This window comes from Microbacterium oleivorans NBRC 103075, assembly GCF_001552475.1.
Classification (GTDB): Bacteria; Actinomycetota; Actinomycetes; order Actinomycetales; family Microbacteriaceae; genus Microbacterium; species Microbacterium oleivorans.
The window spans coordinates 126,217-151,028 of the sequence record NZ_BCRG01000001.1 but is presented as its reverse complement, the minus strand read 5'-3'; the positions used below and the strand labels follow the sequence as shown (position 1 = coordinate 151,028).

16 protein-coding genes are annotated in these 24,812 nt (G+C 68.7%); 7 read left to right on the top strand and 9 right to left on the bottom strand.

Annotated features, from left to right (window positions below; genetic code table 11):
- The first annotated feature begins 17 nt into the window (after nt 1-17).
- The 5 genes from MO1_RS00645 (at nt 18) to MO1_RS00625 (ending at nt 6,910) form a co-directional block, all read left to right on the top strand.
- Nucleotides 18-1,712 (top strand): aldehyde dehydrogenase family protein, encoded by a 1,695-nt coding sequence (locus MO1_RS00645; protein ID WP_060914927.1) that lies wholly within the window; start codon nt 18-20, stop codon nt 1,710-1,712.
- A gap of 262 nt (nt 1,713-1,974) precedes the next feature.
- Nucleotides 1,975-3,507, top strand: coding sequence for a sugar transferase (locus MO1_RS00640; RefSeq protein WP_060914926.1), 1,533 nt, complete (start codon nt 1,975-1,977; stop codon nt 3,505-3,507).
- 23 nt (nt 3,508-3,530) lie between these two features.
- On the top strand, nt 3,531-4,739 hold the full coding sequence (locus MO1_RS00635; protein WP_060915130.1) for a DUF1972 domain-containing protein: 1,209 nt from the start codon (nt 3,531-3,533) through the stop codon (nt 4,737-4,739).
- A 63-nt stretch (nt 4,740-4,802) separates the two neighbouring features.
- The gene (locus MO1_RS00630) at nt 4,803-5,876 is read left to right on the top strand and encodes a polysaccharide pyruvyl transferase family protein (RefSeq protein ID WP_060914925.1); all 1,074 of its coding nucleotides are present in this window, start codon (nt 4,803-4,805) and stop codon (nt 5,874-5,876) included.
- Entirely contained in the window at nt 5,873-6,910 is a 1,038-nt protein-coding gene (locus MO1_RS00625) for a DUF6492 family protein (protein WP_060914924.1), read from the top strand. Before MO1_RS00630 ends, MO1_RS00625 begins: the two co-directional genes overlap by 4 nt.
- Here MO1_RS00625 and MO1_RS00620 read toward each other — a convergent pair.
- Nucleotides 6,847-9,294 (bottom strand): right-handed parallel beta-helix repeat-containing protein, encoded by a 2,448-nt coding sequence (locus MO1_RS00620; protein ID WP_255209194.1) that lies wholly within the window; start codon nt 9,292-9,294, stop codon nt 6,847-6,849. The genes MO1_RS00625 and MO1_RS00620 overlap by 64 nt on opposite strands.
- Before the next feature lie 259 nt (nt 9,295-9,553).
- On the opposite strand from MO1_RS00620, the gene MO1_RS14930 reads away from it, so the two are divergent.
- Nucleotides 9,554-10,972: a tyrosine-protein kinase domain-containing protein gene (locus MO1_RS14930; RefSeq protein ID WP_060914923.1), complete on the top strand. Its 1,419-nt coding sequence runs from the start codon at nt 9,554-9,556 to the stop codon at nt 10,970-10,972.
- Nucleotides 10,973-10,981: 9 nt separating this feature from the next.
- Here the strand turns inward: MO1_RS14930 and MO1_RS00610 are convergent, their stop codons facing one another.
- The 6 genes from MO1_RS00610 to MO1_RS00585 form a co-directional block, all read right to left on the bottom strand.
- The gene (locus MO1_RS00610; RefSeq protein WP_082724342.1) at nt 10,982-11,668 is read right to left on the bottom strand and encodes an arsenate reductase/protein-tyrosine-phosphatase family protein; all 687 of its coding nucleotides are present in this window, start codon (nt 11,666-11,668) and stop codon (nt 10,982-10,984) included.
- Entirely contained in the window at nt 11,632-12,660 is a 1,029-nt protein-coding gene (locus MO1_RS00605) for a hypothetical protein (protein ID WP_152540133.1), read from the bottom strand. The genes MO1_RS00610 and MO1_RS00605 overlap by 37 nt, the downstream gene beginning before the upstream one ends.
- Before the next feature lie 4 nt (nt 12,661-12,664).
- On the bottom strand, nt 12,665-14,503 hold the full coding sequence (locus tag MO1_RS00600) for an ABC transporter ATP-binding protein (protein ID WP_255209193.1): 1,839 nt from the start codon (nt 14,501-14,503) through the stop codon (nt 12,665-12,667).
- Nucleotides 14,500-15,804 carry a hypothetical protein gene (locus MO1_RS00595; protein ID WP_036310834.1) on the bottom strand — a complete coding sequence of 435 codons (1,305 nt, stop codon included), beginning with the start codon at nt 15,802-15,804 and terminating at the stop codon, nt 14,500-14,502. The genes MO1_RS00600 and MO1_RS00595 overlap by 4 nt, the downstream gene beginning before the upstream one ends.
- A gap of 70 nt (nt 15,805-15,874) precedes the next feature.
- The gene (locus MO1_RS00590) at nt 15,875-21,241 is read right to left on the bottom strand and encodes a PKD domain-containing protein (RefSeq protein WP_255209192.1); all 5,367 of its coding nucleotides are present in this window, start codon (nt 21,239-21,241) and stop codon (nt 15,875-15,877) included.
- 47 nt (nt 21,242-21,288) lie between these two features.
- The gene (locus tag MO1_RS00585; protein ID WP_060914918.1) at nt 21,289-21,876 is read right to left on the bottom strand and encodes a hypothetical protein; all 588 of its coding nucleotides are present in this window, start codon (nt 21,874-21,876) and stop codon (nt 21,289-21,291) included.
- Nucleotides 21,877-22,066: 190 nt separating this feature from the next.
- Between MO1_RS00585 and MO1_RS00580 the strand changes: the two genes are divergently transcribed.
- Nucleotides 22,067-23,119: a glycosyltransferase family 4 protein gene (locus tag MO1_RS00580; protein ID WP_060914917.1), complete on the top strand. Its 1,053-nt coding sequence runs from the start codon at nt 22,067-22,069 to the stop codon at nt 23,117-23,119.
- 7 nt (nt 23,120-23,126) lie between these two features.
- Here MO1_RS00580 and MO1_RS00575 read toward each other — a convergent pair whose 3' ends face one another.
- A complete protein-coding gene (locus tag MO1_RS00575; protein WP_052009425.1) occupies nt 23,127-24,026 on the bottom strand; it encodes a glycosyltransferase family 2 protein in 900 nt (299 codons plus the stop codon).
- A complete protein-coding gene (locus tag MO1_RS00570; RefSeq protein ID WP_095996050.1) occupies nt 24,023-24,754 on the bottom strand; it encodes a CDP-alcohol phosphatidyltransferase family protein in 732 nt (243 codons plus the stop codon). Before MO1_RS00570 ends, MO1_RS00575 begins: the two co-directional genes overlap by 4 nt.
- Nucleotides 24,755-24,812: the final 58 nt, after the last annotated feature.

Here is a 24,812-nt window from a genome sequence, read left to right as displayed (position 1 = left end):
CCGACGACACCGCGACGATGACGACGACGTCACCGTCCGCGCCGCGGGAGCTCTCCCCCGACGCCGACACCCGCGCCACCCTCGACGCTGCACTCACGCGCCTTCGGGCGGGCGCGGCTGCGTGGACCGATGTTCCCGCCGCGGGACGCCGCCACCTGCTGCGTGAGGTGCGCGCCGCAGTAAGCGCCGCGGCGGACGATTGGGCGCGGATCGCCGCCGCCAGCAAGGGACTCGACCCGCGGCATCCGCTCGCGGGCGAGGAATGGCTGGCAGGGCCCTACGCCGCCATCGTCGCGCTCGACGCGTACGCCGACACCCTCGACGCACTGGCCCGCGGTCGCAGTCCGCTCGCCGGCATCCGCACCAGCACCGCCCCCGGTGGTCGCACGGTCGTGCACACATCCCCGCTGCGGGTGTCCGACCGCATCCTGCTCTCGGGGTACACGACCGAGGTCTGGTTGCGCCCCGGGGTCACCTCCCACGAAGCGCGGGATGCCGCGGGCCTCGCCTCGCGGCATCCGCTTCGGAGCACCGGGGTCGGTCTCGTCCTCGGCGCCGGCAACGTGACGTCGATCCCGTTCCTCGACGTGCTGTACGAACTGCTCGCCGAGGGGCGCGTGGCGCTGTTGAAGGTGAACCCCACGCAGGACACGCTGGTGCCCGTCTTCGAGCGGGCACTCGCGCCGCTCATCGAGGCAGGCTTCGCGGCGGTCGTGAGCGGAGGTGGCGACGTCGGGGCGTACCTGACGCGGCATCCCGAGATCGATCACGTGCACATCACCGGGTCGGAGACGACCTTCCGCGCGATCGTCGGCTCGGGCGAGGACCGCCTCCGCGTGCCGATCACAGCCGAACTCGGCGGGGTGTCGCCGATCATCGTCGTACCCGGTCGGTGGACGAAAGCCGATCTGCGGTTCCAGGCCGAGCACGTCGCCACGATGCGCCTGCACAACAGCGGCCACAACTGCATCGCCGGCCAGGTCGTGCTGCTCAGCCGCGACTGGGACCAGCGCGAGGACTTCGAGAGAGAGCTGCGCCGCGCCTTCGCCCGCACGCCACGGCGTCCCGTCTGGTACCCGCACGCTCTCGAGCGCCTGCGGCGCGTGCGCGACACCTACCCCGACTCGGAGTGGTTCGCCGGCGACACCCGGGCGATCGTCTCGGGCGACGGTGAGATCGAGACGACGGAGTACTTCGCGCCCGTCCTCGGCATCATCGACCTGCCCGGCACCGGAGCCGCCTTCCTCGACGCCGCAGTCGCGCATGCGAATGATCGACTGACCGGGACGTTGGGGGCGAATCTCCTGATCGACCCGACCACCCAGAGCAGCCTCAGGTCGGGGTTCGAGGCGGCGATCGCCCGCCTGCGCTACGGCACCGTCGCGGTGAACGGCTGGACAGCGTTCGGGTTCCTGACCCCGACCGCGACCTGGGGCGCGTTCCCCGGCGGCACCGTCGACGATGCACCGAGCGGAATCGGGATCGTCCACAACGCTCTGCTCCTCGACGATGTCGAGCGAACGGTCGTCCGCGGGCCGTTCCGCCCGTTCCCCCGATCCCTCGGCCGCGGCCGGTTCTCGGTGCTGCCGAAGCCGCCGTGGTTCGTGACGTCCCGCACCGGCGGCGCCGTGTCGCAGGGGTTCGCCCGCTTCCGGATCGATGGGCGGATCGGGCCGCTGCTGGTGACCCTGGCTCGCGCTTTCGGCGCCTGAGGCGCACGCGCCGCGGGGGTCGCGGCATCCGGTCGAGATGAACGACGGGTTTACAACGAGTTTACGTTGCGCGCTCGCACGACCGTCCGACGCGCGCTACAGTTGCCCTCGAGTGGATCGCGCGGCCGGGGGGTTGCGCGGAGGTTCTTGGGGAACCGCGAAGCTCATTTGGGGAGATTTGCAGCCGTTTCGGCGACTGCAGTGATCGCACATTGCTTGGGGGCATGATGCGGACACAGTCCGTTGTCTGTGGGGGCGCTCAGTGAGCGCAGTCGAGGGCCTTTCGCCCTCGTTCACGCTGCCCGGGCTCAGCCCGCTGTCAGCAGTACGCGGCCTGGCCGGTGAAGCTCCGCGCGCGTCGGCGGGTCTCGTCAGCCGGCAGCAGTGGGAGCGTCGCTTCCGCCTGCGACTCCGGTTGAGCGATGTTGCCGTCGTCGCGCTCTCGTGCGCCTTCGCGACCGCCGTCTCGCTGACGATCGGCGGTCAGCCCGGTGTCGCCCCCCTCACCTTCAGCGCCGCCGCGATCTCCATCGCGACGGCGACGCTCTGGCTCGCCGCTCTGCTGCTGTTCAACACCCGCTCCACGAGCGTGATCGGATCGGGCGCGGCCGAATACGCCCGCGTCGCCCACGCGACGGGGCTCGCCTTCGGCCTGTTGGCGATCCTGTTCGTCCTCTTCGAGTGGGAGGGAATCCGGGTTCAGCTCTTCACCGCGCTTCCGCTCGGCACCCTCGCGCTCCTCGTCTCACGGTGGGCGTGGCGGCGGTGGCTCATCGCGCAGCGATCCGAGGGCCGCTACGCCTCACGGACGGTCGTCGTCGGATCCCGGGATGACGTCGAGTACGCGATCCGGACCCTCGGGCCCGCCGGACAGCTCGGGTATCTCGTCGTCGGCGTCGCGCTCCTCGACGACTCCGACGACTCGGTGAGCGTCGACGGTGTCGACTACCTCGTGACGCGCGGTGAAGACGCCGTCCTCCGGGCAGCAACGATCCATGAAAGCGACACGATCGTCGTCGCGAGCCAGCCGGCCGGCGATCCGACGTATGTGAAGCGGCTCGCCTGGGCACTCGAAGGCACCGCGGCGGAACTTGTCATCTCGAGTCGGATCGCCGACGTCGCCGGCCCGCGCATGTCGCTCCGCCCGGTGGAGGGCATGCCCCTCATCCACGTCAAGATCCCGAGCTTCGAGGGCGCGACCTACTACGTGAAGCGTGCGCTCGACATCATGGCCTCGCTGGCCGCGCTGGCCCTCTTCGCGCCGATCGCGCTCGTGATCGCCCTCGCCATCAAAACCGACGACGGCGGCCCCGTCTTCTTCCACCAGGCTCGCGTGGGTCGGGACGGTCGCGAATTCGCGATGCTCAAGTTCCGGACGATGCGGGTGAACGCCGAGGCCGAACTCGCCGCCCTGATCGAGCAGAACGAGGGCTCGGGTCTCCTCTTCAAGCTGAAATCCGATCCCCGCGTCACACGCGTCGGCCAGTTCCTCCGGAAGTTCTCGCTCGACGAGGTGCCTCAGTTCTGGAACGTTCTGCGCGGCGACATGAGCGTCGTCGGTCCGCGGCCGCCACTGCCCTCCGAGGTGATCGCCTACGACGGCACCGTTTCGCGGCGTCTCTACATCAAACCGGGCATCACCGGTCCGTGGCAGGTCGGCGGCCGCAGCGACCTCTCCTGGGAGGAGAGCGTCCGACTGGACCTCCGCTACGTCGAGAACTGGACTGTCATGACCGATCTCGTCCTCATGTGGCGAACGGCGAAGGTCATGATCTCGCCCGAGGGAGCGTACTGATGACGTTCGAGTCGACCGGGCAGATGGATGCCGCGGCGAACCCGGTGGCGGTCGAGAACCGAAGCCCCGCGACGCGCACCCTTCAGATCGCGATGATCGGCACGCGGGGCGTTCCCGCGTCGTACGGAGGGTTCGAGACGGCGGTCGAGGAGATCGGTCGACGGCTCGTGGAACGCGGTCACGCGATCACCGTGTACACCCGAGGCTCGGAGAGCCGCGAGCGGGAGTACCTCGGAATGAAGGTCGTGCACCTCCCGGCCGTGCCCGTCAAGCAGCTCGAGACGCTGAGCCACACCGGCCTCTCGGCGGTCCACGCCGTTTTCGGCCGGCGGCCCGATGCCGCGTTCGTGTTCAACGCGGCGAACTCGCCTTTCCTCCCCGTGCTGCGAGCCCGAGGCATCCCGACCGCTCTGCACATGGACGGTCTCGAGTGGAAGCGTTCGAAGTGGGGACGCCGCGGCAAGGCGTACTACCGCTGGGCGGAGGAGTTCGGGGTGCGCACCGCGGATGCCCTGATCGCGGACGCGCCCGGGATCGGCGAGTACTACGACCGCGAGTTCGGCGTGCCGACGGAGCTCATCCGGTACGGCGCCCCGATCCTCGAGACCGCTCCGACCGACGGCATCCGTACGCTCGATCTCGAACCGGACGGCTACCACCTGGTCGTCGCCCGATTCGAGCCCGAGAATCATGTCCTCGAAATCGTGGAGGGCTACCGCGCGAGTTCCGCGACGAAGCCGCTGGTGGTCGTCGGGTCGGCACCCTACGCGGCTGAGTACACAGAGCGGATCCGCGCGGCTGCCGGCGACGATCCCCGCATCCGCTTCCTCGGCGGGGTGTACGACCAGGACCTGCTCGACGCCCTCTACTTCCACGCGTTCACATACGTGCACGGTCACTCCGTGGGGGGAACCAACCCGTCGCTCCTCCGGGCGATGGGGGCGGGAACGGCTGTCCTCGCGTACGACGTCGGGTTCAATCACGAGACCCTCGACGAGCACGGGCTCTTCTTCGCGGATGCCGCGGAGGCGACGGAGCGATTCACCGCTCTGGAGGAGGACCACGAACGAACCGTCGCCTCGGGCGTGCAGGTGCGAGAGCGCGCCGCGGTGGCGTTCCGCTGGGATGATGTGGCGAGCGCCTACGAGGACCTCGCCCTGCGACTGGCCGACCGGGAATCCATGCACGATCTCGGACGCCGGGCGCGACGACGCTCCGGCGCCGCCCTCTGACACGAACCCCCACCGTCGGCCGCAGATGCTCCGCATCGCGCCGACGGGCGGAAAGGACACCGAATGCGCATCCTCCTCGCCTGGACGGACGAGACCTCACCCAATCTCGGCGTGCGCGCACTCGGGCGCGGCTCACGCGATCTGCTCAACCAGATCTGGCCCGACGCCGAGTTCGCCTACATGAACTACGGCACGAAGCCCGAGGCCGTCACCTGGTCGCCGCGCGGTCTGGTGCGCGAATGGGTGACCGGCCGGCGCGGAATGCGCGACTGGCTCGGGGGATTCGACCTCTACTGGGACACCCGGTCCGGCGACAGCTTCTCGGACATCTACGGACTCCCCCGCCACACGACGATGTCGATGATCCACGAGTTCGCCGCTCGGAGTCACGTTCCGACGGTCCTCGCCCCGCAGACCATCGGTCCGTTCGGTTCGCGCCGTTCGCGGCTGCTGGCGCGGCGGGACGTGAATCGATCCCGCCTCGTCCTCGCGCGTGACCCGATGAGCGCGAAGGCGTCGGCCTCGCTCGGCCGCCCTGTCGACCTGACGACGACGGACCTCGTGTTCGGCATCCATCAGCCGGTGCCCGAGCCGGGAAACGACGTGCTGCTCAACGTCTCGGGCCTGCTGTGGCGGTCGCCTCATCACGGCGATCCGCTCGTCTACCGACGTCAGATCGAGTCGGTGATCGATGGGCTCCACGCCCGCGGGCGATCCGTCACCCTGTTCCCGCACGTGCTCGACTCGGCTGACGCCGATAACGACGTCCCGGTCGCGATCGAGCTGCAGGAGAAGTACGACGGACGCCTCGGTCTCGTCATTCCGCGCGACCTCGAGCACGCCCGCGCAGTCATCGCGGGGGCGTCCGTCGTGATCGGCGCACGCATGCACGCCTGCCTGAACGCGCTGTCGACCGGCACTCCCGCGATCGCGATGGCCTACTCACGAAAGTTCGCTCCCCTGATGAGCGAGCTGGGCTGGCCGCACGTGGTCGACGCCGGTGTCACCGAGGATGCTGCAGCCCGCATCCTCGCGGCCGTGGACGATCCGCTGTTGTCGGAACAGGCACTCCGTGCGCAGCAGCGCGGCCAGCAGCTGCTCGCCGCTGCGCGGGACCTCATCGGGTCGATGCGATGAGAACTCCACTGACCTTCGTCACCGTGGTGTTCGAAACGGAGACACCGCTTCTCGAGCTCCAGGCACGATCGATGTCGATCCACCTCGACCCCGAGGAGATCGACCGGATCCTCATTCTCGACAACTGCGTCCTGGGGATGACGCCGATCACCCGGCATCGCGTCCTCCGGGAATACGGCGCCCTGAAGTCCCGCGTGCACATCGTGCGGACCAAGGAGCTGATCGACCCGGGCGCGACCGGCGGCTGGCGAAGCCAGCAAGCGGCCAAGCTCGCGATCGCGAGCCGAGTCGACACACCGCACTACGTCGTCCTCGACGCCAAGAACCACTTCACCCGCGCCACCACAGCCGCCGAATTCGTCGACGACGAGGGACGCGCCTTCGGGCGGTCGCATCCCTACGACTCGCACCCGCTCCGCGACTCGCTGGTCTCGACGCTCCGGTACCTGGATGCGGGTGCCGACCTCCTCGAGCGTGCCCTCGCCGCGTTCCCGCCGACGGCGACGCCGTTCGTCTTCGACACCGCGACCGTCCGAACGCTCATCGACGACGTGGAACGTCGGTCGGGCCTCGCCTTCGGCGAGGAGTTCGAGCGCCGCCAACTTCTCGAGTTCTTCCTCTACGCCGGGTGGGTCGAGACGAGGGGACCGGGCCTCGTTGCCCTTCGCAACGACCTCCCCATCCCGTCCCCGACGATCTGGCCGAAGGCTGCGTCCGAGCGGGGGGTGCGATCGGCAGCCGCCGAGCACGAGTCGGCGAACGCGGCGGTCTTCGCCGTGCATCGTCAGGTACTCGGCAAGGCCGACCCTGCCACGAGGGACCTCATCGCCGCACGGTGGACGGACTTCGGTCTCTTTCCCGATGTCCCGTCAGCCCGCGCGTTCATCCGGCGCTTCCGACGCCGTTACCTTCCGTCGCTCATCTGGACCCGGGGAGTGGAGCGACTCCGCCGCTCCTTCCGGAACGCCGGTCACGGGAAGCGTGCTCCCAAGCTCACCTCGCCCGAGCTCAGGTCGGAGACGTCGGCGATCTGAGTCGGCACGGGCACCGCAATCGACTTCTGCTGCGACGCGGCCGAAGACCGGAGCGAGTAGTCGGCGTTGACGGGCGACGTCGCCTGCTCGAGCAGCACCGACCGCTTCTCCCGCCCGGTGGCAGCGATGAAGTCAGCGAGCGTCGTGAATGTCTGCGACGGTCCCGCCTGTCCCTGTGCGTAGATCGCGAACGATCGCGGCGACGTCAGCGACGTTCGGTGATACAGGTTGCCGTCGGCTCGCGTCACCATCTGTGCGCCGGTCAGGGCTCGCGAGCGGTCGTCGATGCAGACGATGCAGCTTCCCTCCGGTTCTGCAGCGACGTTGTTCGCGATCACGGTGTTCTTGCTCAGCCACGGGATCGTGAGGTTCTTCGACCTCCGCGAATCCTGGGTCACGGCGATGTTGCGCTCGTTGCCGACCGCCGTGTTGTTCCAGATGGCGGCGCCGCCGGCATTGACGATGTAGATCCCGTTGATGCCGTTGTCGGCCACCAGATTGTCCGCGATCACCGCATCCTCGGACAACTCGAACACCAGTCCGTTGCCGGTGTTGCGAAGGCTGTCATTTCCCGTGAACACGACGCCGTCGTTGGACTCGTCGAACCACGGTCCCTGTCCGTAGTTGTCCGCGAACACGCTGTCGGAGACGACGACGTCGGAGGAGCTGTGGATCTTCAGCGCTCCCGATACCGGCGCCCTGTTGAACCGCTCCCGGTTGTTGCCCGAGGAGAACAGCCGGATGACCTCGAGGCCGTCCGCCTGCGAGGCACCGGCGCCGAGCAAACCGTTACCGATCACCGACACGTCCGACAGGGTCGTGTTCCGCGCCCATGTGTAGAGCCCCGTCGTCGCGTTCTCGCGGACGGTGACATCCGAGACCGTGACGTCGTCCGCAGCCACGATGATGGTTCCCATGGACGGGACACTCGTCGCGTATCGCCGAACCCCGATTCCCTTGACCACAGAGCCCTCCGACCGGATGGAGAGACCGCGGATGAGCGTGCTCACCTCCACGTCCTTCCCCGCGGGATTCGTCCCCAGAACGAGCTGATCTGCGGACTCATCCACGTAGAAGCGACCGGCCGATACCTGCGAGCGGGACGCGACCTGCGTCAGCTGTCGCCCATCGACCCACATCTGGTCGGGGTGGGCGGCCATGGGGTAAGCCGGGTCGACGAATCGCCAGCCGTCCGACGTGCCGTCGGGCGCTCCCCTCTTGTAGGTGGGGCTGGAGTCGAGTGACTGCGTCCAGCCGGAGCGAACCCAGAGAGAGCCGGACTCGCGGAACCCGCCGACGGCCTCCGCTCCGTCGAGCCACGCCGCTTCACCGCGGTAGGGCTGAAGAGTGATCCGCTTCTGCGGCGGGATGATCACCGTCTCGTGATACGCGCCGCCCCTCAGGGCGATGGTCCCGCCGTTGGGCACCTTGCGGAGGGCGGCGGCGATCGTCTGAACCGGTGCGCCGACCGTACCCGCTGCAGAGTCCCTGCCGTTGGGAGCGACGATGATCGCGTTCGCGGGCACCGTGTAGTCGACGGTTCCGGGTTCGTTCGCCCCTGCCGCCGCGCGGGCACCCGCGGCCGGCGCGCCGTCCACCGGTCCGGGGTTCGGCCCGGGGGCGGGCGCCGGCTCCGGCGTGGGCGCGGGCGTGTCGACAGCGGGTGCCGCGATGGTGAGGTTGTCCACACCGACCGGAAGAGCCTTGGTCGACGCTGACGTGAACAGCGAGAACTCGGCTCCGCCAGCGCCCGCGAGCCGCTTCGATGACGCATCCGTGTACCTCAGGGTACGAGCGTTCGATTCCGCGGCGCCCGCGACCCAGGCTTTCGCGACGAGGGAGACCGACGTCGATCCGGTCGCCTGGATCCGCACGTTCAGCGTGCCGTTGGGGATGAAGCGTTCCTTCATCCGGATCGTCTCGAAGGAGCTGACCGATGATCCGGTCCGCTTCTGGAGACTCAGCTCAATCGTGCCGCCGACCATGACGCGGACGCCGACGAGGTAGGCGCTGTCCGTCGTTGCGCGAACACCGTGCGACAGGTAGAGACCGCTTCCGGTCGTCGGCATCGCGGGGAGCGTCATCGTGAACCGAGAATCGACATCGCGCGTCGAGGCGGGCAGCGACAGGCGCGACGTACGACCGGGGCGAGGGCTCGTCACCCAGCCTTTGCCCGCGCTGACGGATGCGACGGTGCTGGGCAGCATCGTCCATGCGCCACCCACCTCCGCCTTACCCCACCCGGAGGCGAGGGAGCGAGACATCGAGTCCTGAGCAGAGATCGAACCGGCTGCTGCGGCGGGAGCGGCGGGTCCGCTCATCACTCCGACGGCGACGACAAGGGCCAGAGTCAGCCCGAGGGCACGTCTGGGGAAGGGGAGCATGGGGGCCTCGATTTCGCCGCGGGGGACGGCCGGGATGAACGACGGTGAACGACGCGCGTACACCGGGGAAAGTGTCGCTGACGCTAGCAAAGCAATTCTCGGGTTTTGAGCCGGATGAGAGCTCCCTCATGCGCATCATGGCGGCCGTCGTGTATGTTTCTCGGCCGTTATCGTGTTCTGCCGCCGCCCCAGAGGTGCGATCTGTGTCGGGGAGCGACCCGCGCCGGTAGAGTAGGAGCACTTTGGGGGAGGGGGAACCATGGCGGAAACCGCGCCCTGGTCCGGCCATTGGTTGCTGAGCGCACTGCGGAAGTTCTGGTGGGGGGTCGCTGTCTGTGCCGTTGTCGGCGCCACGGCTGCCTTCGGCCTGTCCGCATTGGAGACACCGCAGTACCAATCGACATCGTCGCTGTACTTCGCACTCAACCAGGGGGCGAGCGCGTCGGACCTCAACCAGGGGTCCGCCTACACCCAGAATCAGATGCTCTCGATCGCCCAGTTGGCGACGACCTCCCGCGTTCTCGAGCCGGTGATCGAAGAACTCGGACTCGACACGACGCCACGAGACCTCGCACGCTCTCTCGATGTGTCGATTCCGCAGGACACGGTCATCCTTCGGGTCACGTCCACGACGACGAACGCCGATCGCGCCGCTGCGCTGTCGAACGCCGTCGCCGCCGAATTGGCCGACGTCGTCCTGCAGATCTCGCCCAAGGGCGCCGAAGGCGCTCCGACGATCACGGCGGAGACGATCGACAAGGCCGTTGCTCCCTCGTCGCAGTCGTCTCCGAACAAGCCCCGGGACGCCCTGCTCGGCCTTCTGATCGGTGCGCTGCTCGGGATCGCCGCCGCCCTCATCTTCAGCGCCGCCGACACGCGCGTGCGGAACGAGGACATTCTGGCGCGGGTGAGCGGAACCCCCGTCCTCGGCGTCATCACGCGCGCACCGCTGCTGGCTCACCGCGCCGCCGGAGTCGCTCAGGAGCCCATGGGGCGATCGGCGGAGGAGTTCCGACGCCTCCGATCGGCACTCACCTACGCCAACGTCGGCTCGCGCGTCTCGACGCTGCTCGTCACGTCGGGCTCCCCTGGCGAGGGCAAGTCGACCGTCGCCGTGAACCTCGCTTTGACACTGGCCGACCTCAACCACCGTGTCCTGCTGATCGATGCCGATCTGCGACGCCCGCAGGTGCATGTGTTCTTCGGGATCGAGGATGCGGTGGGGCTGACGTCCGTGCTGCTGAAGATGCACGACTTCGACACCGCCAAGTACCCGTTCCGATCGTCGACGCTCGACGTCCTGCCGTCCGGCGGCACCCCGCCCAACCCGGCGGAGATCCTCGCTTCGCAGGCGATGGCTGATCTCCTCGAGGAGTCGGCCGCGCGGTACGACTTCGTCGTCGTGGACGCGCCCCCCATGCTGAATGTCGCCGATGCGAGCCTGCTCGCCCCGTCCGTCGACGGTGTCCTCTTCGTCGTCGACGCGACGAAGACACGCCGACCGAACGCTGCGAAGTCGATCAAGCTGCTCGAGGGTGCGGGGGCCCGCATCCTGGGCAGCATCCTGAACCGTGGTCGGCATGACAAGAAGGCCGGCGACTACTACGGTCCGGTGACTCCTGGTCGCGCCGCGATCAATCCCGCCCCCGCGGCAACCGCGGATGCGGCCCGCGACTGAGCGCGACGATCAGGAACCGAGCAGCTGAAGGCGCTGCGCGAACGCGCTCAGCTGAGCGTGCAGCGCGATGGTCTCCACCTGCACCGTCCGAAGGGCCCGCTGGTGATCACGCGCGCGCCGGTGGTGCGCGTCCGCGATGTCGACATCGTCGGCGCGACCGCGGCGGTGCAGCCAGTGGCTCCGGCTGGTCTTGTTCTCCGCACGAACGCTGCCGCGATGGCGATCGAGGGACTCGGCGAACGCGGTGAGGACGTCCCCCGGGGTCGCACCCGTACGGGTGGCGGCGGTCAGCGGCTCGATCTGAGCGAGCGCGACCGCCTCTCGCAGCGTGTACGTCCGCGAGCGCATGGCAGGCAGGAGCAACGCCACTTCAGCGCGTTCGGCCCGCGTCGCCGTGATGACCAGGCCGGCTTCCTGGAGAAGACCGTGGTCGAGCTGGACGGCACCCCGGTCGGCTCGCCGGGACCGGGCCCCGAGAGGCGATTCCGCCGCAAGGGCGACGACCTCCTCGCACGGCGAGTGCCCGACCGCCGCTGCGACGCCTGCGCTGGCCGCAGGCCATCGCTCGTCGCCTTCGGCCTTCTCCGCGGCGCGGAACTCGTGTTCCATCAACCGCGATCGGCAGACGTTGGCGTGGCAGAGGAAGAGCACCCCGTAGGTCATAAGACTCCCCCACTGTGCATCTCGCTGAGCCATGGATCGATCAGTGCGAGCCGCTGGTCGAACAGGGTCGGAAATCCGCCGGGGATTCCGGCGTCGTGATCACGTACGGCTGCGAATGCCGCCCGGGCGACGAGCGCGCCATCACGCTGAGCCGCATCCCGCGACCACTCGAGACCGGCGGCCGCCCACAGTTCCGCGAGTTCTGCGTCGAACTCGCCGCGGCGGAACGCCTCGAGTACCTCGCCACCCGCTGCGATGAGGACACCGAGCGGGTAGACGAAGAACGGTTGCATCTGGAGGTCGCCCAGGTCGATCGGGACCGGCCGCTGCCCCCGCGAGACCATGAGGTTCTTCGCGGTCGCTTCGTACGCACTCGGGATCCACGACATCCTGTCCGTCAGATCGCCGACGTCCGCGGCCCTCCATCGGGCCTCGCTCGACGGATCAAGGTCATCGATGACGCCGGAGAGCAGTTCTCGCAGCCCCGGCCCGTCGGCACCGGCATCCGCTGTCAACTGCGCGTACTCCGAGATCAAGCGACGGATGGTCGCCACGCGCGCCGCCGGAGGAACGTCGAGCAGATGCTCGCCCACGACCAGCTCCTCCACGAGGAAAGCCCTGTCGCCGCCCACCACGAAGGCGGGCGCACCGACGTGAGACGTGAATACCGTCCGCATCCGGACGTACTCCTCCGTCACGGGACCGCTGCCGTAACGCCGGATGACGCGGTGCGCGGCCGTGTCGAAGAGAACAGTGCCTCCGTCGTGGGCCGCCACCGCGGCGTCCGCCGTGCCGGAGCCGCGAGTGACGACGAATGCGTGACGCAGATCACGCACCCAGGCGAGCGTCTGCCGGGACGTCAGCGCGGACGCGACGCCTTTCGTCGACGAAGCATGGCCGGGAACGGATCCCGATCCGATGCGGCGCCACATGAGCGGGCCGGCCTTGACCCAGAGCCCGGGGCGCAGGTCACCGCGGACGGCTCTCACCCGGTCGCGCCCCATTCGTGACGACACAGTGACCATGAGCTCAGCCCCGCGGCGATCGACGCGGGAGGCCGGGCGTCGCCGCCCGCCCCGATATCGCGCTGACTTCGCTGAAGTAGGAGTTGGTCACGACGAGGTTCTCCGCCGTGTCGAAGGCCGCAATCGTGCCGTCCGAGACCACCATGACGCGGTCGCAGATCGCCAGTGTCGACAAGCGGTGCGCCACGAGGAAGACCACCGTCTCGCCGGCAAGCTCCTGCAACGAAGCCTGGACGGATTCCTCGGACTTGACGTCCAGGGCGCTCGTCGGCTCGTCGAGGATCATGACGGCCGGACGCGCGGCGAGGGCGCGGGCGAGCGTGATCCGCTGCCGCTGCCCGCCGGAGACCAGGGAGGCGCGTGCTCCCACGATCGTGTCGTACCCCTCGGGCAGGCGCAGGATGTCCTCGTGGATGTGCGCTCGGCGAGCGGCATCCTCGACCGCCGCGTCGTCGATGTCGTCTCGGAAGAACCGGATGTTCTCGCGGACGGATCCGTAGAACAGCTGCGGCGACTGCGGGACGTACGTCACCATGCGCCGCCAGTCGCCCCTGTCGATGTCGGATGCCGAAACTCCGTTGACCGAGTAGGTACCGCCGCTCGGCTCCCGGAGCCGGAGCAGAAGCTGGACGAGCGTGGACTTGCCCGCACCGGACGGACCGACGATGCCGATGATCTCGCCCATCTTGACCGAGAACGAGACGTCACGGAGGACCTCCTCGCCGCGGTCGTAGCGGAATCCGACTCCGCTCATGGTGAGGTCGCCGATGTGATCGGCCGCCTGTCGGCCCGTCTCCTGGGGCTGGGATTCGTACCGCTCGATCGCGTCCGCGAGGTGGTGAACGAAGGGCAGCTTCTCGTCGACCGACGTGATCGATGTCTGCACGCGCTGCCCGTACGTGACGGCGCGAACCAGGATCAGGACGACTGCACCCAACGTGGCGACGTTGCCGGCGCCGAGCAGCGCCACGACACCGAGGGCGAGGACGAGGACGAGGAGAGCCACGCTCTGGTACAGAGCCGGAACCGCTCCGGAGAGATAACGGACTCGCTGGAACGGCACCTGGACCGCACGCAGCTGAGAGTAGAAGCGCTCGCGGTACGCGGTGCTGGCACCGAACACCTCAGTCTCCTCGGCGAGGGCCGCCACCTCCTGGGTGGTCTTGGCGTACTCGATGTTCTCCGAGCTCAGGATGGTCGAGCTCTTGCGAAGTGACCGGGCGAGGGGGCGGAGCACGGCGAAGAGGGCGAGCGACACGACAGTGATCACGGCGGCGGCGGGCGGGCTCATGACGACCGCCGAAGCCAGCAGGCTCAGGAACATCAGGCCCGAGGAGATGACGCCGGCGATGAGGATGATGGTCTCGGACGTTGCGCGGACCTGGTTGAGCATGACGGACTGGAAGCCGCCATCGCGCTCGGAAGCCTTCGACGGCCACGCTGCGCCGACGAACGCATCGAAGAGCCGGGTGCGGAGGTCGACCATCGCCTGGCCGCTCATGACGGCCGGCAGGTAGGCGACCCACAACTGCAGGACACCCCGCAGAACGGCCAGCGCGACTCCGAGGCCCAGCGCCAGCGGAATGCTCAGGTCAGCGCCGATCCCGATCAGGTCGATCCGGACCTCGCGGCTCTCCGCGAGGGCGAGGGCGAGGGCGGCTATCAGCGTCAGGAGCGCTGCTTCGAGAAGACCCGCAACCACGGAAGCCACCGCGATCAACACGATCTTCCCGCGGGACTTCGTGAAGAAGGGCGCGATTCGGCGCCATGCGGCGACCGACTCCCGCGCCGTCGACAGGACGGATCTCTTGGGCTTACCTTCGCGACGTGATGACAAACTCATCTCCCCCTTGATGACGAGCCGAACCCGGCGCCGTCCATGATCATGATCTCCTCGCGTGAGCGGTCGGCCGTCTCCGGCACATCCGCCTCCTTCGTCGAGGACGTGAGCGAACCGGCCACCGCGACACCGACGACGAACCACAGCAGGACGCCGTACTGGGTGATGAACGCCACAGCGAAGAGCCCCGGCAGCTGGGCGACGATCGCCACGGCGGCCGGCGACATGCGCTGAGTACGGATGGCGAAGATGACGGCACCCGCGAGAGCGGCGAACAGCGCCGCGGTCGGCAGGTATCCGTACCGCAACAGCACCGAGATGAACGCGTTGTCCGTCGACGCCGTGAAGCTACCCAGATAGACGTCGCCGACGACCAGATCCTCCCACCCCGTCGCCCCGCCGATCAGGTGGACCTGGCTGAGCAGCACCGTGAGGCTGCCGCGGTAGTCCGCGCTTCCCCCGGCTTCGCCGCCCGCGTCGAGGAACACCGTGTCGAGGAACGGCACCAGGACGAGCAGCCCGACAGTCAGGAGTCCCGCGACCAGCCACCTCGTCGTCGTTCCCACGCTCCGGAGCACGAGGATCGAGAGGACGACGGACAGGACGAAAGTGATGATGCCGATTCGGCTGAACGTGAGGACGACGGCGATTCCGACGACGCTCAACCCCACGATCTTCGCCCACGCCCGCATCTGTGCGGCCAGGACGAAGGCGGCGGACATCGCGAGCACTCCACCGAGAGCGATGGAGTGACCGAAGGCGCCCTCGACGCGCAGGAACCCCGCGCGGGGCTGCAACGGAGCCCACGTCGCCCTGAGCGGCTCATAGCCCGGAATCAGGACGAAGAAGTTCGACCCGGTGAGGAACTCGATGATCGCCAAGAACGCAACGCCCACGGCGGCGCCCGCGATCCATGCCGCGACGGTGCGGGAGCCCACGCGCTCGTAGATGATGCGACCCCAGAAGTACGGAAGGGCCAACTCCAGGAGGCCCGAGACGAGGTAGGTCAACTCGACTTGCTTCGCCGCGAACAGCAGGGCGATCATGCCGACGAACAACAGCATGAAGACGTCGGGGCCGGCGAGGCGGAAGCGACCACTGTGAAGCACGACAAGGCCGAGGGTGAGGAGCGTGATCGCGGACATGAAGAAGCCCACATTGAGCCCGACCCACACGGGAAGGAGGAACGCGGCGAGGATCCAGACGGCGAAGCTCAGCCTCGGCGCGCGACTGAGGAACATGGCGGCGAGGCCTGCCGTGAGGCACGCCGTCAGCGCGGCGATGACCAGCATCCCGTTCGACATCCGTTCTCACCTCCCCCAAACGAGGCGGCCCGCCGCACGCGCGTTCGCGTACCGGCGGGCCTTCTCATTGTCATCCGATCGGCGCGACCCGGAAGTCGTCGACCGACACGTTCACCGCAGTCGTCGAGGACGACGCACGGTTCGCCCGTACACCGACCGGCGCCGCAGCCTGCAGGTCACTCGTCGTGTCGCTGACACTGACCTGCCACGCCGTCGGCTCCGTCGTGCCCTTCGTCCACAACTTCGCCCGCAGCTCGGTCGTTCCTGCGGCGCCCGAGGATTCCACCTTGAGCGCGAAGGTGTCGCCCGCCTTGTAGGTGAGACCGCTCAGAGTCGACGTCTGCAGCACGGTCGAACCGCGCTGGGCGACGAGCCAGACCTTGCCGTCGGATCGCAGCCACGCGTGAACGACGTAGTAGCTGCTGCCGTTGTGCCGGGCGACGATGCCGACGTAGCTCGAGCCGGTCGCCGGCGCCGCGTCGATTGTGAAGTCGGACGTCGCCGTGAAGTTCCGCAGCGGAGTCTGCGAGAGCAGCGCCGTGCGAGTACCGCCTGCGACAAGGGCGAACCTGCCCGTCCCCCCGCTGACGCTCGCCGCGGAGGTGGCACCGCCGCTGATCGTCCAGGCACCGCCCACCTCGGCCGCACCCCATCCGTTGGTGGCGGTCCGCTCGAAGCCGTCCCGGGCGAGGACGTCCGCCGGAGCGGGAGCGGTGACCGTCACGGACTTCGTGGCCGAGTGGGTTGCGCCGTCGTCGTCGGTGACGGTGAGGACCACGTCGTAGGTACCCGCCGCGGTGTACGAGTGCGAGGCGGTGGCGCCCGACGAGGTCGGTGTCGAATCGCCCCAGTTCCACGAGTACGACGCGATCGAACCGTCGGCATCCGTCGACCCCGAACCGTTCACCGCGAGAGTGAGGTCGGACGCCGAGGAGGTGAAGCTCGCCACCGGCGCCTGGTTCGGCGCGGGCGCCGTCGTGGTCACGGTCTTGGTCACGGAGTGCGTGGCACCGTCATCGTCGACGACCGTCAGGGTGATCTGACGTTCGCCTGCTGATGCGTAGGTGTGCGAAGCCGTGGCACCTGTCGAATCAGCTGAGCCGTCGCCCCACTTCCAGGAGTACGAGGCGATCGAGCCATCTGCATCGGTCGACCCGGAACCATTCACCGAGACGGTGAGGCCGGACGCCGAAGAGGTGTAGCTCGCTACCGGTGCCTGATTCGGCACGGCCGGACCCTGGGTGTCGCGAACCGTCAGGTTGTCGAAGGTGACGGTTCCCGGCGAGGTCGCGCTTGCGGCGAGGGCGTAGTGCAAGACCGGCGCGCCGGCTTCCTGCATACCCGCAGTGGAGTCGGTCGTCTCGAGCTGCCATGACGCGGGCTCGGTCGCTCCCTGCTTCCACACCTTCGCGCGGATCGCCGTAGGGCTGGCGCCCGTGACGTCGACTCGCAGGGAGAAGGTGTCGCCCGCGGCCCACGTGAGGCCGCTCACGGCCTTCGAGGTGATGACCGTGCTGCCGCGCTGCGCGACGAGCCAGACAGCGCCGGTGTCACGGTGCCAGACGCGCACGTTGTAGAAGCTCGAGCCGATGCGCCGGGCGCCGAGCCCGACGTATCCCGCGCCCGCCGAGGGAGCGTTGGTGAGCGTGTAGTCCACACGGCTCTCGGAATCGCGCACCGTCGACGACAGCGCGAGGTTCCGCGTCTGTCCCGCCGGGAGCGTCAGCTGACCCTTGCCGCCCTGGACGGATGCCACCGAGGTGGTGCCGCTCAGCACGGACCACGCACCGCCGACATCGGCGCTGCCCCAGCCGGACGACACGGTCCGGCCGAAGGCATCCGAGGCCACGAACGTCTGTACCGGCGTCGATGCGACCGACACGGTGCGCTGAGCCGTCGACGTCGCGCCGAGGCTGTCGGTCACCGTCACAGTGATCGTGTAGTCGCCGTTCTGGGTGTATGCGTGCGTAGCCGTCGCGCCACTCGAGTGAGCGGAGCCGTCGCCCCAGTTCCAGTCGTACGACAGGGTCGCACCGTCGGATGCCGTCGAGCCCGAGGCATCCGTCGTCACCGACAGCTCCGTGGCCTGCGAGGTGAACGCCGCCACGGGAGCCGCATGGGTGACCGTGACGTCCTCGGCGTGCTGAGTGGATCCGCCGCGACCGTCCGTCACCGTGAGGGTCACGCGGTACGTGCCGGCTGCGGCGAAACGGTGCGAAACCGTCGCGCCGGTGTCGGAGGCGTCGTCGCCGAAGTTCCACTGGTACGTGAGGGGGTCCCCGTCGGGGTCCGTCGCGCTGCCGGTGAATCCGACGGTGAGGCCGCTCGCATCGGCGGTGAAGGCGGCATCCCGAGGCTGTCCGTTGGGCGCCTGCTCGCCGGATCCGATGCGGAAGTGATCCGTCACCTGGGCCGGAGTGAGCGCGGTCGGGTAGACCGCGGCCTCGTCGAGGGAGCCCGTCCAGTAGGTCGCGCCCTCCCAGCCGTTGTCGCCGCCGATGCGCCAGTAGCCGCTGTAATTCTGGGCGGTGGTGATGTCGTTCTGGTCGACGAGCTGGCCGTCGAGGTACAGGCGCATGCCCGCAGCCGACTGCGTGGCCACCAGGTGGTGCCAAGCGCCGTTGTTGAACCCGGGCGCGCTCTGCACGATCCCGGCCCATCCGTTCCAGACACCGAACTTCACGACGCCGTCGCCGCTCATGTAGACGTGACGGTCGTAGCTGCCGCTCTCTCCGGTGCGGTTGCTGCCGAACCCGATCAGCTTGCCGCCGTTCGTGCTCGTCGTCTTGAACCACGTCTCCATCGAGTAGGTCGACGGGTTGAAGACCTGCTTGTCGCCCGTCACACCGGTCTGACCGTTGGGGCTCAGAGAGATCGACGTGCCGGCGCCGGTCGCGAGTGCGCTCGGCGCCCCCTTGGTGACACCGCCGAAGTAGGTGCCGGGGTAGGCGTAACCCGCACCGCTCGCGTCAGCCGCGGCGTTGCCGGTGGTCTCGTCGAGACGCCAGTAGAGCGAAGGCTTCAACGCGTACACCGACTTGCCGTAGGCGTCGGTCGGCGCCGCAGCAGGTGCCGTGCCTCGACCGCTCGCGAAGTAGTGACGGTTGACGGCGTCGATGCTCAGCGCCGACGGGTACACGGCGACGTCCGAGATGGAACCGGCGAGGTAGTTGCTGCTGCCTCCATTGGGCCAGCCACCGGTGTTGTCGCCGCCGATCTTCCAATAGCCGTTGTACCCCTGCGCCGAGGTGACATCCGTACGTCCGCCGACGAGCGCGCCGTCGAGGTAGAGGGTCATCCCCGCAGAAGAGAGCGTGCCGACGACGTGGTGCCACGTGCCGTCGTTGTAGCCGGTGCCGCTCTCGAGCGTCTGGACGCTGTTCGGATAGACACCGAACGTCACGCGTCCGTCGTTGCTGAGGTAGACGTGCCGGTCGTAGCTGCCGGACGTACCGGTCGAGTTGTCGCCGAAGCCGATGATCTTTCCACCGGAGGTACTGGTCGTCTTGAACCAGGCCTCGACGGAGAACGTGTTGGACCCTGCCTCGGAAGACACGGTGGAGGCGAATGAACCGTCCGCGCCTGCGAAGTCCGTGGCCTTGGTGCTCGTGGTCTGGTTCTGTCCGGGCAGGCCGCGAGTCGCGCCGTTCACCGTCAGATCGTCGCTTCCGGCCCAATCGAAGCCGGCCGTTCCCGAGTCTTCTCCGAGGGGCCAGTAGTGCGAGGCGCTGTCGTCGATGACCGCGGTCGCGTACGCCGAAGCGGACTGCGAGGCGATCGTGACGCTGGCGGGAGAACTCTGCACAGTGTTCCCGTTCGCGTCCTTGGCCACCACCGTGTACGTGTACGTCTGTCCGGCCACGACGTCGGTGTCCTTGAGGACGATCCCCGGTCGCTGCCACCAGGTGGATGCCACGGTCGTCGTCGCCACGGGAGTCGAGCGCCCACTGCGGCGGAGCTCGTAGGTCAGATTCATGTCATCGCGGTCCCAGTTGGCCTGGATCTGCACCCGAGCCTCACCTGCCGAGATCGAGCGTGCGCTCGGAGTCCACGCCGCCGTCGCGATGCGAGGACCCTGCTTCGCACCGGTCGAGGGCTTCGTGGAGAAGCGCACGATTCCCTGGTAGCGCCCGTTGTTCACGCTGCCGAACTCGCCGGCGACGGAGATGAAGTCCCCTGCACCCGTAATGGACAGACCAGCCTGCCCCAGTCCGGACGTCGAACCGACGGTGAAGTCGGGGTACCAGGCGTAGGCCGACGGGGAGGGCGTCCCTGCCCAGTTCTTGTAGATGTTGCTCTCGCTCGGCGTCCGTGACAGCGTGCCACGTGCATCGGCGGTGTACGCCTCGATGTAGCGGTACTGACGCTTGGGCTGCTCGGGCCAGAGGTTGACGGTGTCGCACTGGTGCGTGTGGCTCGTCGAGTACACGACCTTGCCGGTGGAGTAGACCCCGTAGTGGTCTCCGTGGCAGTCGGCGAGCCAGCGGAGATCTCCCGCGCCGGCGTTCACCGCGAACGTCCCCTCGATGTTGCCCGTCGCGACATCGGCGTACGTCCACCCGGTGCCGTAGACACCGCCCGCGTCCGCCGCGAGCGTGAAGATTCCGCTGCGGCCCGCGTTCGGGCCCTCGGCGTAGCCGTTCTGGATGACCGAGGTCACTGCCCACGGGACAGTCTGGCCGGTGGCGGGGTCGAGGGCGGCGATGCCGCGCTGCTGGCCGCCGACACCGTTGACGGTGTAGAAGCGGCCGGCGACGATCACCTTCTGGTTTCCGGGCTCCATGACCATCGCATCGACCTGGAGGTCGGTGGTCGGCGCCCATGACAGGAGCGCGCCGTTGGCCGCGCTGAACGCCGCCAGATTGCCGCGAGCGACGCCGTTGCCCTGCGTGAAGCGCCCACCGACGTAAACGGTGTCGCCCGTTGCGGCGAGCGCGTACACACCGGTGCCGCCGACAGACGGAGAGAAGCCGGAGACGAGGGCGCCCGACGTCGCGTCGAGGGCGGCGAAGTTGTAGCGCGTGGCGCCGTTCACCTGATTGAACGATCCGCCGATGTAGATCCGGCTGCCGTCGGGCGAGGCGGCGATCGCCTTGATGACGCCGTTGACCTGCGGCGCGAACGACTTCAGGTTGCCGGTCGTGATGTCGTAAGCGAGGATGTTCGACCGCGGAGTGAGGCTCGTCCCCGGCGCCGCCAGGGCAGCGCGCGCGTTCTTGAAGGAGCCGGCTGCGTACACCGTGGTGCCGATCGTGGTCTGCGCCCACACGTAGCCGTCGTCGATCTGCACCGTCGGAAGCGCGTCAGCGGTCGCGACGTCAGCGTCGCGCTGCAGCAGCGGTGCAGTCTGGGGCGAAACGGGCTCGGCGGCCTGCGCAGCCGGCGACACTGCCAGCACGCCACCGCCGACGAGCACCGCCGCCGCGAGCACACTCACCGCCCGAGCAAGCCTCGAGGGCTTCCGAGTCGTTGTCCGTGTCATCATCAGTCCGTCTTTCCCGAGAATTCGGCGACAGGCTGTCCCGCCGAGTAGTTGACGCTCACGGTCACGGCGCGGTTGGCCGCCCGGTCGAGCATGAAGACATAGGAACCGGTCGCCGAGGACCCCGGCTCGAGTTCACCGGCGAGGGGCTTGTTCGGCCCCGCGGTCGTGCCGACGCCGTACTCCCCGTCGGCTGCCGTGAGCGTGACGACGGCGGAGTCGAGATCCGCGGCCTTCCGCGAGTCGTTGCGCGCGATCACGCGGACCACGACGGCCGACCCGGACACTTCGCCCGGAGTCGCGGCCTCGACGGTGGTCGACGACACGGACTCGAGCTCGACGACGAGCCCCGTGGACAGGTCGATCGGGCCGTCCAGGGAGCCCGTCTCGACCTCGGCGTCGGGCGCCTTCGTCGGAGCATCCGCCTCTTCGGTCGGCTGCGGAGCAGGCGCATCCGCGTCGATCGGTGTCGGCGAAGCGCTCGCCGGAGCGTGGACGGCCGCCGGTTCGGCGATCGTCACGGCACTGCAGCCTGTCAGGAGGGCCGCGCCAGAAAGCGCGAGCACCGCTCCGAGCTGCGGCCGGCGCATGAAACGCCAAGCATCATTTGTCCCCACGAAAAACCCCGACCCCCAAGTCGATTCTCGTTCCCCAACGAGAGATCCCACCCCCAGCAGGATCGTGCACAACATACGTCCTCCCGGCCCCCGGCGCAAGTGTTGTGTTCCGAGAACCCCGAGCGGTGCTCGTAGGATGACCCCGGGGGGGACTATGCGAGTGATGTTCGATGCCTTCTGGTGGGCCCGGGGACCGGGAGCCAACCGGACGGTCCAGCGGGAATTCATCCAGGCCTGGGCCGACGCTTTCCCGGACGACGAGATCGTCCTCGCGCTTCGGAAGGATGCCGACGCGTCCGATGTCCCCGCAGGCGCGGAGGTCGTCCGCACGAGCCTGTGGCCGCACTCCCTGGCCAACCGGTGGCAGCTGCCGCGCCTCGCGCGAGCGTCCCGCGCCGACGTGAGCGTGGTCCACAACTACGCACCGAGGGCCGGGCGATCCGTCGCGTTCGTGCACGACGCGATGTTCCACGACAACCCGGAGTGGTTCTCCCGCCGGGAGCGGCTCTACTTCGCCCCCATGCTGCCTTGGGCGCGGCGGGCCGCGGTCGTCACGACATCCAGCGAGACGGAAGCGAGACGGATCTCGCGTCTCGCTCCGCGCCTGTCCCCCGTCGCCGTGGGGCTCGGCATCCCCTCGGCCCTGACGAGCGCGGAGCCGCAGCGGCCGGATGCCGTGCCCGCCTCATCCGAGTTCGCCGTCACCGTCGGCCGGTTGAACGTGCGGAAGAATCTCGCGGCGATCATCGGTGGCGCCCGGCTCGCGTCGTCGATCACGCCGCGGACTCCGCTGTACATCGTGGGGGGAACGGCGCACTCCGGTGTGAGCACAGACGTGCCCGACGACGTGCGAGCCGCCGTCACCGAGGGCCGCGTGGTCTTCTTGGGGTCGCTGCCCGACGAGGAGGTCGCCTGGCTCTACGCCCAGGCATCCCTCGTCATCAGCCTGAGTCTCGACGAGGGTTTCGGGCTTCCCGCCGTGGAGGCGGCCTGGTTCGGAGCGCCGCTCCTCGCGAGCGACATCCCCGTCTTCCGTGAGACGGTCGGCTCGTACGCGCACTTCGTCGCCCCGTCGGCTCCCCGCGAGAGCATCGCCGCGGCGATCGACGGCGCGTGGGGAAGGCGCCCGGATGCCGCGGTCCGCGACGCGACAGCCGCACGCCACACGTGGCGTTCCGCGGTGGAACGTCTCCGCGCGGCGGCGCAGAACGCCTGAACGAGCGCTACCGCACCGACGCTGAGCGGAGGGCGCGGCGTCCGTCGCGGATGCCGCGCAGCAGAGCGCGCCACGGGGCGACGGTGCGCAGCTGCGCGCGGCCGCCTTGCATCAGGATCTGCCACGAGACGCGGGGCGTCGCCCGCCACCACCGTCTGATCGTCTCGGCATCCCCGTGCTTGGCTGCGTAGAGCAGCCGGTTCCGGATGTTGTGGTAGTAGTACGTCTCGGATTTGGCGCGCCCGCGCACCGCGTCGACGTGGGTCTGCCCCTCATCGTGGACCGCCGTCGCGGCGAGGGTGCGGAGAGACCCGCCGAGGTCGAGCACCCGGCGCGACAGGTCGACGTCCTCCCAGTAGAGGAAGTACTCCTCGTCGAACCCGCCCAGACGTTCCCACAGCTCGGCGGACATCGCGAAGCAGGCCCCCGTCGCCCACTCGTGTCGCGGTCGACCCGTTCGCTCCACCCGACGCCGGATGCCGGCGATCGAGCCGTCATCGAGGTACAGATCGCTCCCGCCGAACCAGACACCGCCGGCACCGTCGACGATGGTCGGCGATACGAGTGCGCTCGGATCCTCGGCGGCGGTCCGAGCCAGCTGGACGAGACTGTCGGGATCGATCGTCGCGTCGGGGTTGAGCCCGACGATGACTTCGGCTCCGCGTTGCAGGGCGGCAACCGCACCCGCGTTCGTGCCGCCGCCGAACCCGGCGTTCTCGGCAAGCATCACGGGGACCCACCCGTGACGCGCGCACGCAGCCTCGACGCGCTGACGCTCGCTGGCTGAGCTGAAGCAGTCCACCACCACGACGAACCCCCCGCCGGGCGGGGAGACGTTCGCCGCATTGGGTTCCAGGATCCCGATGGCGCCGTAGTTCACGATCACTACTGCCGTGCGCGGGATCACGGGGCCGCGACCTCCAGTGCGCGGATCTCCCGATGCCACTTCACGGCGGCCGCGGCCAGGAAGACGCCGTTCGCGATCATGAGAAGCGTGTAGACGGTCAGGAAGGCCGGCGGGAATCCCCACAGCACGAAGACGAGGCACAGGAGCCCGAAGTCGGTCGGGAGCAGGATCGTCGACCGCAGCGCCGTGCCACCGCCGCGGGCGTGCGTCGAGTCGACGCCCTTCTTGCCCTTCAGCAGGTCGTTGAGAAGCATCCCGAAGAATGTCACGACGGCGATCACGCAGTACGCGAGCGGCACGATCAGCCAGAGCGTGTCACGCAGATCGGTGTGCCACCAGAGCGCGACCAAGACGCAGAGATGCAGGGATGCCGTCTTGAAGGCGTCCACGAAATGGTCGAGCCACTCGCCCGCGAGGCTCCCGCCGCCGCGGAGGCGTGCGAGCTGTCCGTCCGCCGAGTCCCAGGCGTATCCGAGCACGAGGAGGAGGGCCACGAGGCATCCCGTCCACCACTGCGCCGGGCCGACCACCAGAAGGACGAGCGCACCGAACGTGTGCAGCGCGCTGATGCCCGTCGCACCGTCGGGGGTGATCCCCCACTGGTGCGCGGCGGCCGCCATGACCCGGCCGATCCGCCTGTTCACGTACACCGAGTAGGCGGGCGCTCCCCGGGCGTGGCCCTTTTGCGCTGCCGCCAACCGACTGTACGAATCCCCGAATGTACTCATCGTCGTATGCCCCATCCCCCGACCAGATGCATCGTCCCCGCGACTGAGCATAGGGGGT